This is a genomic window from Bordetella petrii, assembly GCF_020991325.1.
Taxonomy (GTDB): domain Bacteria; phylum Pseudomonadota; class Gammaproteobacteria; order Burkholderiales; family Burkholderiaceae_B; genus Bordetella_A; species Bordetella_A petrii_E.
On the sequence record NZ_JAJMLX010000174.1, the window covers coordinates 1 to 9,821 of the forward strand.

The 9,821-nt window shown below is 64.9% G+C and carries 12 protein-coding genes; 2 read left to right on the forward strand and 10 right to left on the reverse strand.

Annotated elements, in window-relative coordinates; all coding sequences use genetic code 11:
• Window positions 1-601: phosphotransferase (locus LPZ50_RS16510; RefSeq protein WP_230662720.1), on the forward strand; the 601-nt coding region annotated here is incomplete at its 5' end.
• A gap of 54 nt (window positions 602-655) precedes the next feature.
• The gene (locus LPZ50_RS16515) at window positions 656-1,468 is read left to right on the forward strand and encodes a BPSS1780 family membrane protein (protein ID WP_230662722.1); all 813 of its coding nucleotides are present in this window, start codon (window positions 656-658) and stop codon (window positions 1,466-1,468) included.
• Between the two features lie 60 nt (window positions 1,469-1,528).
• Here LPZ50_RS16515 and LPZ50_RS16520 read toward each other — a convergent pair whose 3' ends face one another.
• From LPZ50_RS16520 to LPZ50_RS16565, 10 genes are all read right to left on the reverse strand, one after another.
• Window positions 1,529-2,902 (reverse strand): replicative DNA helicase, encoded by a 1,374-nt coding sequence (locus LPZ50_RS16520; protein WP_230662724.1) that lies wholly within the window; start codon window positions 2,900-2,902, stop codon window positions 1,529-1,531.
• A gap of 8 nt (window positions 2,903-2,910) precedes the next feature.
• Complete coding sequence (locus LPZ50_RS16525; RefSeq protein ID WP_230662726.1) at window positions 2,911-3,741, reverse strand: hypothetical protein; 831 nt, start codon at window positions 3,739-3,741, stop codon at window positions 2,911-2,913.
• A 109-nt stretch (window positions 3,742-3,850) separates the two neighbouring features.
• Window positions 3,851-4,306 carry a 50S ribosomal protein L9 gene (gene rplI / locus LPZ50_RS16530; RefSeq protein ID WP_230662728.1) on the reverse strand — a complete coding sequence of 152 codons (456 nt, stop codon included), beginning with the start codon at window positions 4,304-4,306 and terminating at the stop codon, window positions 3,851-3,853.
• Window positions 4,307-4,322: 16 nt separating this feature from the next.
• Entirely contained in the window at window positions 4,323-4,595 is a 273-nt protein-coding gene (gene rpsR, locus LPZ50_RS16535) for a 30S ribosomal protein S18 (RefSeq protein ID WP_209156411.1), read from the reverse strand.
• A gap of 75 nt (window positions 4,596-4,670) precedes the next feature.
• Entirely contained in the window at window positions 4,671-4,994 is a 324-nt protein-coding gene (priB, locus tag LPZ50_RS16540) for a primosomal replication protein N (RefSeq protein WP_230662730.1), read from the reverse strand.
• Between the two features lie 39 nt (window positions 4,995-5,033).
• Window positions 5,034-5,423, reverse strand: coding sequence for a 30S ribosomal protein S6 (gene rpsF, locus LPZ50_RS16545; RefSeq protein WP_230662732.1), 390 nt, complete (start codon window positions 5,421-5,423; stop codon window positions 5,034-5,036).
• A gap of 260 nt (window positions 5,424-5,683) precedes the next feature.
• On the reverse strand, window positions 5,684-6,481 hold the full coding sequence (folE2, locus tag LPZ50_RS16550) for a GTP cyclohydrolase FolE2 (RefSeq protein WP_230662736.1): 798 nt from the start codon (window positions 6,479-6,481) through the stop codon (window positions 5,684-5,686).
• 138 nt (window positions 6,482-6,619) lie between these two features.
• Window positions 6,620-8,500 carry a 1-deoxy-D-xylulose-5-phosphate synthase gene (gene dxs, locus LPZ50_RS16555; protein WP_230662737.1) on the reverse strand — a complete coding sequence of 627 codons (1,881 nt, stop codon included), beginning with the start codon at window positions 8,498-8,500 and terminating at the stop codon, window positions 6,620-6,622.
• An 8-nt stretch (window positions 8,501-8,508) separates the two neighbouring features.
• The gene (locus LPZ50_RS16560) at window positions 8,509-9,420 is read right to left on the reverse strand and encodes a polyprenyl synthetase family protein (protein WP_230662739.1); all 912 of its coding nucleotides are present in this window, start codon (window positions 9,418-9,420) and stop codon (window positions 8,509-8,511) included.
• A gap of 4 nt (window positions 9,421-9,424) precedes the next feature.
• Window positions 9,425-9,691 (reverse strand): exodeoxyribonuclease VII small subunit, encoded by a 267-nt coding sequence (locus LPZ50_RS16565; RefSeq protein ID WP_230662741.1) that lies wholly within the window; start codon window positions 9,689-9,691, stop codon window positions 9,425-9,427.
• Window positions 9,692-9,821 lie beyond the last annotated feature (130 nt).

Genomic DNA, 9,821 nt, shown 5'->3' on the forward strand with positions numbered 1-9,821 from the left:
CCTGGCCCGCGCCCACCTGGCCGCCCGGGATTTCCCGCTGCGCCAGCCCAATCTGCGGGGCCTGGCCTGGTGGGTGGATACGGCGCCCAAGGTGCTGCCGTTCCTGGACGCCGAGCAGGCCCGCTTGCTGGGCGGCGAACTGGCCGAACAACAGCGCGTGGCGGCCACGCCCGCCTGGCAGGCGCTGCCAGCCGGCCCTGCCCATTGCGACCTGTTCCGTGACAACGTACTGTTTGCCGGCACCTTCGACGACCCGCTGATGGGCGGCATCATCGATTTTTATTTCGCTGGCTGCGACACCTGGCTGTTCGACGTGGCGGTCAGCGTCAACGACTGGTGCATCGAGCGCGACACCGGCGCCTTCGTGCCCGCCCTGGTCGACGCCTGGCTGCAGGCCTACGCCGCGCAACGCCCCTTTACCGCCGAAGAACGCCAGGCTTGGCCGCATATGCTGCGCGCCGCGGCACTGCGCTTCTGGCTGTCGCGCCTGTACGATTTCTACCTGCCGCGGCCGGCCCAGACGCTCAAACCCCACGACCCGCGCCATTTCGAAAGAGTGTTGCTCGCGCGCCACCGACCGGGCCTGCCCGCCTTGCCCTGAGCGCCGCGGCCCGCATAATTGAGTGTAAACCTCCTCCATCCCCCACCGAGACCTATGCAAGCAGCATCTTTACCCGCATCCTATGGCTGGCAATGGGTACGGGACGGCCTACGGCTGTTCATGAAGCAACCGCTGGCCATGTTCACCTGGGCCCTGGCCATCAGCCTGCTCGTCCTGTTCGCGACCTTCACGCCTCCGGTGGGGCCGCTGCTGTTCGTGGCGCTGATGCCTGTCATCACGCTGATGACGCTGGCCGCCTGCAAGCACATCGAAGCGGGCCGCGTCATGTTGCCGTCGATGTGGCCCAAAACCCTGCTGCGCCCGGGGGTGTTCAAGAAAATGCTGCTGATCGGCGTACTGTACGCCGTGCTGTGCATCACCGCGGGCCTGGTGTCGTTCCTGCCCTTTTCCAGCGCCCTGACGGAAGGCATGCGGGTAGCCTCCATCGAACAAGACCTGACGCCATTCATCAGCGTCATGCGAGTACCGCTGGCATTGTTCGCGGTGCTGTACATGATTATCGCGGCCCTGTTCTGGCACGCTCCGGTATTGGTGGGCTGGCACGGCCTGCGTATCGGCCAGGCGCTGTTTTTCTCGGGTATTGCCTGCTGGCGCAACAAGTGGCCCTTCCTGGTCTATGGAACGGCCTGGGTGCTGATATTCCTGTTCATCGACCTGTGCGCCGGGCTGCTGGTCAGTGCCGGGGTGCCGGTGCAACTGGCGGGCACCCTGCAAATCCCCTTCAATATTGCCGCTGGCGGCGTGCTGTACTGCAGCTTCTACCCCGCGTACACCTCGGTGTTCGGCATTGAAGACACCCATGCGCACCTGGATGGCTCGAACGACCGTACCGAGTCCGAGGCCTGACCGCTCCCGCCCTTCGGGCCATGGGCCCATGCCAGGCGCGTATTCCGGCGCCTGCAGGCCCTAGTACTGCGGCGCGGCAGTGAAATTCAGGAAGCGCGTGCTGGACCCCTGGAACGTCAGCCGCACCGTGCCGATCGGGCCGTTACGCTGCTTGCCCACGATGATCTCGGCCGTGCCCTTGTCGGGCGAATCGGGGTTGTAGACTTCGTCGCGGTAAATGAACAGGATCAAGTCCGCGTCCTGTTCGATGGCCCCCGATTCACGCAGGTCGCTCATCACGGGCCGTTTGTTGGGGCGCTGTTCCAGGCTGCGGTTCAGCTGCGACAGCGCGATCAACGGGCAGTTCAGTTCCTTGGCCAGGCCTTTCATCGAGCGGCTGATTTCAGAGATTTCCGTGGCCCGGTTCTCGCCGCCGCCATTGCCCGCCATCAGTTGCAGGTAGTCGATGATGATCAGGCCCAGTTGGCCGCACTGCCGCGCCAGGCGGCGCGCGCGGGCCCGCACTTCCATGGCGCTGAGCGCGGGCGTTTCGTCGATATACACCTGGGCATCCTGCATCAGCTGCACGGCATGCGTGACGCGCGGCCAGTCGTCGGCCACCAGCTTGCCGGTGCGCATGCGATGCTGATCCAGCATGCCCACCGATCCCAGCATACGCATGGCCAGTTGCACCGCGCCCATTTCCATCGAAAACACGGCCACCGGCAGCCCTTGCTCGATAGCCACGTGTTCGCCGATGTTCATCGAGAACGAGGTTTTACCCATCGAGGGGCGCCCGGCCACGATGACCAGGTCGCCCGGCTGCAGGCCGGAGGTCATTTTGTCCAGGTCGCTAAAGCCCGTGGGCACCCCGGTAACGTCCGAATCGGAGTCGCGGTGGTACAGCTCGTCGATACGCTCGACCACCTGCGTCAGCAGCGGCTGGATCTCCTGGAAGCCGGCCGAACCTTTCTCGCCCTCCTGGGCGATCTTGAACACCTTGGATTCGGCCTCGTCCAGCAGTTGGCGCGCTTCCTTGCCCTGCGGGTTCAGCGCGGCCGCGGAGATTTCGTCGGCGATGGAAACCAGCTTGCGCAGCATGGCGCGCTCGCGCACGATCTCGGCGTAGCGCCGGATGTTGGCGGCCGACGGCGTGTTGTGGGCCAGCGCATTCAGATAGGCCAGGCCGCCGGTATCTTCGGCCTTGCCGGCGCTGACCAGCGATTCATTGACGGTAATGACATCGGCCGGCCGCGCCAGGCCGATCAGGCGGGCGATGTGGTGCCAGATCAGCCGGTGATCGTGCCGGTAGAAGTCTTCTTCGACCAGGACGTCGGCGATGCGGTCCCAGGTGGTGTTGTCCAGCAGCAGCCCCCCCAGCACAGACTGCTCGGCCTCGATGGAGTGCGGCGGCACGCGCAGATATTCAAGCTGGGAGTCGGCGGGAGTATTCATTGAATGCACTAGTAAAGAGTTCGCAGGGTGCGGGCCACCCGGAAGAAACCTTGGATATCGCGGCCGGGCAGGCGTCCGAACACGGGGCGCAGCACCGCGGCGCATGCGCACAGCACGCGGGCCATGCGCTGCAGGCGCGCCCGCACCTGGGGGGCCGCGGAGGACTGGAAATAGGTATCGAGCACCAGTTGGCCCAAGCCCGACAGATTATCATCCTGTAGCTTGCGCAGCCCCAGCAACGAGGACAGCAACTGGAATACATCGTAAGCCTGGGCCAGGGGCAGAGACAAGGCGCCGCCGATGTTCTCTTCGAAATCGATGCGCCAGAGGTCCCCGCCGCGCAGCGTGATATTGCGTACCTGCGCCCCGCCATGCCAATGGCCGCGCGCATGGAAAGCCGCCAGGTCGGCCGCCAGGGCGCGCACCCATTGCGCGCGCTCCGCGGGCTGGGCATGCCGGATCAGGCCGGCGAAATCTTCGCCTACATGTTCCAGCACCAACAGGCCCGACTCTTCCCACCATACATGGGGCACGCGGCAGCCGGCCTGCGACAGGCGGCGCAGGCGTTCGGCCTCGTACGCAAGGCCATTGCGCAACAGCACGCCCGGGCGCGGAAACTCGCCCAGGAACAATTTGCAGCCCAGCGCCAGGCCCAGTGCGCGCAGGTAGTGCAGCACATAACCCAGGCGCTGCAATACGCCCGACCGCCGCCGCTTGACCACGCAGGGCACGCCATCGATGGACACGATGCGCACGGAGGGTTCGTGCGCGGCATCAACACTGTCTAGCCAGGCCCGCAGGCCAGGGGGCGCGCTCTGATGCTGGGGCGGCGTGCTCAAGGGTGTTCTCGAAAGTGGGCAGGGTTGGAGTATGAAGCAAGCGCTCCAAACAAAAAAGAAAAAGCCGGCGCATTCGCCGGCTTTTTCTGCTGGACGCGAGCCGGTTGGCTTAGGCGAGGTCGCCTTCAACCAGGACGTTCACGTCAACCACCACGTCGGCGTGCAGCGCGACCTGGATGGGGTACTCGCCCACGGCCTTCAGCGGGCCATTGGGCAGGCGTACCTGGCCCTTTTCGACGGCTTCGAAACCAGCCTTCTTCAGGCCTTCAGCCACGTCGGCATTGGTAACCGAGCCGAACAGGCGGCCATCGACACCGGCCTTTTGCAACACCTTGAGCTGGTAACCGGCCAGGCGGGCACCCAGCGCTTCGGCGGCGGCCAGCTTTTCGGCCTGGACTTTTTCCAGTTCGGCGCGGCGGGCTTCGAATTCCTTCAGGGCGGCGTCGGTAGCGCGACGGGCCATTTTCTGGGGAATCAGGAAGTTGCGGGCGTAACCATCGCGAACACGGACGATCTCGCCCAGGTTGCCCAGGTTGACGACTTTTTCAAGCAGGATGACTTGCATTTCAGTAACCCCGGGATCAGTTGTGGTTGTCGGTGTAAGGCAACAGGGCCAGGAAGCGCGCACGCTTGATGGCGGTGTCCAGCTGGCGCTGGTAGTGTGCCTTGGTGCCGGTCAGGCGAGCCGGGATGATCTTGCCGTTTTCTTGCACGAAGTCGCGCAGGGTGTCCAGATCTTTGTAGTCGATCTCGTCGACGCCGGCGGCGGTGAAGCGGCAGAACTTGCGACGCTTGAACAGCGGGTTCTGCTGCGTGAATTTGCGTTTTTCTTTGCGTTTTCCGAAGAAAGCCATGATGTGCCTCTTAGTCTAGCCGGGCAGGAATTGAATTCACTGGCCCGTAATCTGTGTCTGGGTCCGGTTGGCCGGTTATGCCACCAACGGGTCGTGCCCTGCGCTACCGCCGACTTTGCGGGCAAGCTGCATATGCAGCTTGACCTTCACCGAATCTTTGCGGGCGGCGGCCAGGAAGCCCCGCACCTGCAGTTCGGTCCCCAGTGGGGTGCCGGCCAGCAGTTGTGCCAGATCGCCCAGGGCCACGGCGGATATCGTGAGTTCGACGCGGCGCGGGTGCCCCGCTTCGACGACTTCCGACTCGTGGGCCAGCAGCATTTCCAGCGCTGGCACGCCGGCGGGGGTATGGCGCAAAGGCTCGCATTCGAGAACGCGGGCGCTGAGTTCCAGGGTGTTCATCCGCCGGTACGTGGTAGTAAAAAAACGGCCTTGCCGGGTTTATTGAGCCTGAGCTTGAGCCTGGGCCGGCGCCGCGGCTTCCGTGGCGACCTTGCGGGCCTCTTCGCGCTCGACCGACTTCATCATCAGCGAGGGCGAGGTCTGGGCCTTTTTGGTCTTGATGACCAGGTGGCGCAGCACGGCATCGTTGTAGCGGAACGAATGCTCGAGCTCGTCGAGCGTGGCCTGGCCGCACTCGATGTTCATGCAGACGTAATGCGCCTTGACCAGCTTCTGGATCGGGTAGGCCAGTTGGCGGCGGCCCCAGTCTTCCAGACGGTGCACCGCACCGCCCTGGCCGGTAACGAGCGACTGATAGCGCTCGACCATGGCGGGCACTTGCTCGCTTTGGTCCGGATGGACAATGAACACTACTTCGTAGTGACGCATAGGTAAAACTCCTTGAGGATGTCTTGCGGCGCACTCAGGTGCGCCCGCAAGGGGCAGCCCGCCGCCCCGACAAAATGGGGCAATCGAGCAAGAAAGCTCTCGATTATCGCTGATCCTGGCTTATTGCGCAAGCAATAGTCGCCATGAGCAGGAACCACGACCCCAAGCCCAGGCCTGCTTCACGCCAAAACGCAAGAACTCGTACGTTCCGGCGATCAGCGGCCAGCCGCGGGCGGCGGGAGCCGGCGCCATGGCCGCGATCAGCCTTCGACGACGGCGTAGGCGGAATGGTTGTGAATGGACTCGAAGTTCTCGGCTTCGACGCGATAGCGGGCCACGCCGGGGTGCGCAGCCAGGCGGGCGGCCACATCGCGCACCAGGTCTTCGACGAACTTGGGGTTGTCGTAGGCGCGTTCCGTGACGAACTTCTCGTCGGGGCGCTTGAGCAGGCCCCACAGTTCGCAGGACCCTTCGTCTTCCACCAGGCGGATGATGCGATCCATGGCCACGTCGCCATTCAGCACGGCCGACACGGTGACGTGCGAGCGCTGGTTGTGCGCGCCATACTCGGAAATGGCCTTGGAACACGGGCAAAGGCTGGTAACCGGCACCTGCACGACCAGTTCGAATTCGACCTGGTCGCCAGCGGCGCGGGCCACCCACTGTACTTCGTAGTCCAGCAGGCTTTGCACCCCCGACACCGGCGCCGACTTATTGATGAAATACGGGAACGCCGCGGTGATGTCGCCGCGGTCGGCATGCAGCAGGGGCAGCATGTCGCGCGCCATGTCGGCGAACAGGGCCGGCGTCATGGGCACGCTGCGATACTTTTCCAGCAGCGCCACGAAGCGGGACATGTGCGTGCCCTTCTCTTCCGCCGGCAAGGCCACGGTCAGGGTCCAGTTGGCCACTGTGGGCTGGGGCGCGCCATCGGCGTCTGCCACCAGCATGGGATGCCGCACGCCGCGGATGCCTACGCGCTGAATCGGGATGTGCCGGGTATCAGCCGAGCTTTGCACATCGGGCATGACCAGGGCGGGATCGATCGGAGAATTCATAGGGTTACCTGTCAGGGCGGGAATAAATGAGAATCGCTGTTGCCCTGAAATATGTTAGCGGAGCCATTATTACCGAAAAGCCGGGCCGGAAGTGCGGAAAACCCTCCTACTAGTAGGTTGGTAACCGCTGCCCCGGCCCTATTTTTCTTGCACCGGCACCGCGACCTGGTTTTCAAAGCGGGTGCGGACAGACTGTTCGATGCCGCCGGCGTCCAGCCCCACCCCGGCCAGAAGGGTGGCCTGGTCGCCGTGATCGATGAAACGGTCCGGCAGACCCAATTGCAGTACGGGAATATTGACGCCTTCCTGGTGCAGCAATTCCGCCACAGCGCTACCGGCCCCGCCCATGATGGCGGCTTCTTCCACTGTGACGATGGCGCCGTGGCGGGCGGCGAGATCCAGGATAAGTTCGCGGTCGATCGGCTTGACGAAGCGCATGTCCGCCACGGTGGCATCCAGCTTGTCGGCCGCGCCCAGGGCAGCCTGCACCAGGGTGCCAAACCCCAGGATGGCCACGCCGCGCCCTTCGCGCCGCACCACGCCCTTGCCCAGCGCCACGGTGTCCAGCCCAGGCGCCACGGTGGCTCCGCAACCAGCGCCGCGCGGATAACGCACCGACGCCGGCCCGGCGTATTCGTAACAGGTGGACAGCAGCAGGCGCGCCTCGTTTTCGTCGGACGGCGTAGCCAGCACCATGTTGGGCACGCAGCGCAGATAGGCAATATCGTAATTGCCGGCATGCGTGGCGCCGTCGGCACCGACCAGGCCGGCGCGGTCCAGGGCGAAGGTCACGTCCAGGTTCTGCAACGCCACATCGTGGATAAGCTGGTCGTAGCCGCGCTGCAGGAACGTGGAATAAATTGCCACTACCGGTTTCTGCCCTTCGCAGGCCAGGCCCGCGGCGAAAGTCACCGCATGCTGTTCGGCGATGCCCACATCGAAGTAGCGGCGCGGGAACCGCTGTTCGAACTCAACCAGGCCGCTGCCTTCGCGCATGGCCGGCGTGATGCCGCACAGGCGCTCGTCGCGCTCGGCCATGTCGCACAGCCACTGGCCGAAGATCTGCGTGAACGTCTTGCGCGACGAAGGCTTGCCTTGCTGGATGCCTATCGCAGGATCGAACTTGCCGGGACCGTGGTACAGCACGGGATCGGCCTCAGCCAGCTTGTACCCCTGCCCCTTGCGCGTGACCACGTGCAGGAACTGCAGGCCCTGCAAGGCCTTCAGGTTCTGCAGCGTGGGCACCAGGGCGTCCAGGTCATGGCCGTCGATAGGGCCCACATAGTTGAAGCCGAACTCTTCGAACAGCGTGGCCGGCGTGACCATGCCCTTCGCGTGTTCTTCGAAGCGGCGCGCCAGTTCGAGCACCGGAGGAACATGCTGCAGCATGGCGCGACCGACATTCTTGGCGGTGGCGTAGAACCGCCCCGACATCAGGCGCGCCAGGTAGCGATTCAGCGCCCCCACCGGCGGCGAGATCGACATGTCGTTGTCGTTGAGCACCACCAGCAGGTTGACATCGGGTGTGACGCCCGCATTGTTCATGGCTTCGAAGGCCATGCCGGCGGACATGGCGCCATCGCCGATGACCGCGATGTGCTGGCGCTGGATACCGGCGTTGCGCGAAGCGACGGCCATGCCCAGCGCCGCCGAGATAGAGGTGGACGAGTGAGCCGTCCCGAAGGCGTCATACTCGGATTCGCTGCGCTTGGGAAAGCCGGAGATGCCGCCTTCCTGGCGCAATTGCGCCATGCCGGCGCGGCGCCCGGTGAGTATTTTGTGCGGGTACGACTGATGGCCCACATCCCACACAATGCGGTCGTGCGGCGTGTCGAATACCTGGTGCAAGGCCAGCGTCAGCTCGATGGTGCCCAGGTTGGACGACAAATGGCCGCCCGTCCTGGACACCGATTCGAGCACGAAGCCACGCAATTCCTCGGCCAGCGTCTTGAGTTCGCGGCGATCCAGCTGGCGCAGGTCCGCCGGCGATTGAATACGGTCCAGTAAGTCTGTCGTCATGCTCGGTATCAGCGGTCTCTGAGTACGATGTAGTCGGCCAGGCGGGCCAGCATCGCGCCGGAATCGCCCAGCGGCGCCAGGGCGGCATGGGCTGCGGCGCGCAGTTCTTCGGCCAGCGCACGGGCCTCGTCCAGGCCCAGCAACGATACATAGGTGGGCTTGTTGCCGGCCGCGTCTTTGCCCGCGGTTTTCCCCAGGCTGGCCGTGTCGGCGGTGACATCGAGAATATCGTCAACGACCTGGAATGCCAGGCCCACGGCATGCGCGTAGTCGTCCAGTGCCTGCCGGTTGTTGGAACTGGCTCCGGACACGATGCCCCCCAGCGCCACGCTGCATTCAAGCATGGCACCGGTTTTCATGCTGTGCATGGTTTGCAGTTCGTCGCGCGACAGCGCGTGCCCGACACTGTGCAGGTCGATGGCCTGCCCCCCTGCCATGCCCAGGCTGCCCGCCGCGCGGGCCAGCGCCTGGGTGGCCTGCACCACCAACGCCGGCGCGATAGGCATGTCGGCCAGCAATTCGAATGCCAGCGGTTGCAGCGCGTCGCCGGCCAGCATGGCGGTGGCCTCATCGAACTGCACATGCGTGGTGGGACGCCCACGGCGCAACGTGTCGTCATCCATGCATGGCAGGTCGTCATGGATCAGCGAATAGGCGTGGATCAATTCCACCGCCGCAGCCGCGCGGTCCAGCGAAGCCTGGATGGCCACGGCACTGCCATTGACAGGGCACGCCTGGCCCGCGGCGTACACCAGCGCGGCACGGACCCGCTTGCCGCCGCCCAGCACGGCGTAGCGCATGGCCTCGTGCAGGCGCTCGGGCAAGGCATCGGCCGCAGGCAGGCATTCGTCCAGCACGGCCTCGATGTGTTGCGCGCGGCCCTGCAGCCAGTCCGCGAACGCAAGGTGTTGTTGCTTCATCCGGTTATTCGTCGTCGAGCGCGCGCGGATCCATGGGGCGCAGCAAACCGTCTTCCAGCACTTTGACCTGCTGCTCGGCCTGCGCCAGACGCTCTTGGCAGACGCGCGTGAGTTCGACGCCGCGCCGATAGGCGGCCAGCGATTGCTCGAGCGGCAGTGATCCGTCTTCCATGGCGGCAACCAGGGTTTCGAGCTCGGCCAGGGCCGTTTCGAAATCCTGGGGCAAGGGACGGTCGTCGTGCTGCGGATCGGTTTGCGTAGAGGTGGCCAAACTGGGCTCCGGGCGCGGGGTGTGAGTCGTTGAATCTGTGAATTGTACGAGATCGCGCCTTCGTCACGCGCGCTCAGGGCGGATCGCCCGCAAGCTGCTGCACCGCCGCCCGCAGCGCCGGCGCCACGCT

Bases quoted from the DNA above. Each gene is read 5' to 3' on its own strand.
- LPZ50_RS16560 (WP_230662739.1), bottom strand. From the start codon at position 9,420: ATGAAGCAACAACACCTTGCGTTCGCGGACTGGCTGCAGGGCCGCGCG.
- rplI (WP_230662728.1), bottom strand. From the start codon at position 4,306: ATGCAAGTCATCCTGCTTGAAAAAGTCGTCAACCTGGGCAACCTGGGC.
- LPZ50_RS16515 (WP_230662722.1), top strand. From the start codon at position 656: ATGCAAGCAGCATCTTTACCCGCATCCTATGGCTGGCAATGGGTACGG.
- priB (WP_230662730.1), bottom strand. From the start codon at position 4,994: ATGAACACCCTGGAACTCAGCGCCCGCGTTCTCGAATGCGAGCCTTTG.
- folE2 (WP_230662736.1), bottom strand. From the start codon at position 6,481: ATGAATTCTCCGATCGATCCCGCCCTGGTCATGCCCGATGTGCAAAGC.
- rpsR (WP_209156411.1), bottom strand. From the start codon at position 4,595: ATGGCTTTCTTCGGAAAACGCAAAGAAAAACGCAAATTCACGCAGCAG.
- rpsF (WP_230662732.1), bottom strand. From the start codon at position 5,423: ATGCGTCACTACGAAGTAGTGTTCATTGTCCATCCGGACCAAAGCGAG.
- LPZ50_RS16520 (WP_230662724.1), bottom strand. From the start codon at position 2,902: ATGAATACTCCCGCCGACTCCCAGCTTGAATATCTGCGCGTGCCGCCG.
- dxs (WP_230662737.1), bottom strand. From the start codon at position 8,500: ATGACGACAGACTTACTGGACCGTATTCAATCGCCGGCGGACCTGCGC.